We start from the raw sequence: 1,106 nt of genomic DNA, 5'->3' as shown, positions 1-1,106 counted from the left end.
ACCAAGCCCCACGTCAACGTGGGCACGATCGGCCACGTGGACCATGGCAAGACGACCCTGACGGCAGCGATCGCTACCGTGCTGTCGGCCAAGTTTGGCGGCGAAGCCAAGGCCTACGACCAGATCGACGCTGCGCCCGAAGAAAAGGCCCGCGGTATCACGATCAACACCGCCCACGTGGAATACGAAACGGCCAACCGCCACTACGCCCACGTGGACTGCCCCGGCCACGCCGACTATGTGAAGAACATGATCACCGGCGCTGCCCAGATGGACGGCGCTATCCTGGTTTGCTCCGCTGCTGACGGCCCCATGCCCCAGACCCGCGAGCACATCCTGTTGGCCCGCCAAGTGGGCGTGCCTTACATCATCGTGTTCCTGAACAAGTGCGACATGGTGGACGACGAAGAACTGCTGGAACTCGTCGAAATGGAAGTGCGCGAACTCCTGGACAAGTACGACTTCCCAGGCGACGACACCCCCATCATCCGTGGCTCCGCCAAGCTCGCCCTGGAAGGCGACAAGGGCAAGCTGGGTGAAGAGGCCATCATGAAGCTGGCCGAAGCCCTGGACACCTACATCCCCACGCCAGAGCGCGCTGTGGACGGTGCCTTCCTGATGCCCGTGGAAGACGTGTTCTCCATCTCCGGTCGTGGCACCGTGGTGACCGGTCGCGTTGAGCGCGGCATCATCAAGGTCGGCGAAGAAATTGAAATCGTCGGTATCCGCGACACGCAAAAGACCATCTGCACCGGCGTGGAAATGTTCCGCAAGCTGCTGGACCAGGGCCAAGCTGGCGACAACGTCGGCCTGCTGCTGCGCGGTACCAAGCGCGAAGACGTGGAGCGCGGCCAAGTGCTGTGCAAGCCCGGCTCGATCAAGCCCCACACCCACTTCACGGCTGAGGTGTACGTTCTGTCCAAGGACGAAGGTGGCCGTCACACGCCTTTCTTCAACAACTACCGTCCTCAGTTCTACTTCCGCACGACCGACGTGACTGGCGCCATCGAGCTGCCAGCCGACAAGGAAATGGTCATGCCTGGTGACAACGTGTCGATCACTGTGAAGCTGATCAACCCCATCGCCATGGAAGAAGGTCTGCGCTT

The 1,106-nt window shown here is 61.6% G+C and carries 1 protein-coding gene; it reads left to right on the top strand.

Going from position 1 to position 1,106, the window contains the following annotated elements:
• The coding region (gene tuf / locus ACYZGB_RS22775; protein WP_298456587.1) for an elongation factor Tu at positions 1-1,106 on the top strand (1,106 nt) is incomplete at both ends.

This window comes from Acidovorax sp. Q11, assembly GCF_054950075.1.
This window is presented reverse-complemented; position numbering and strand designations above follow the sequence as displayed.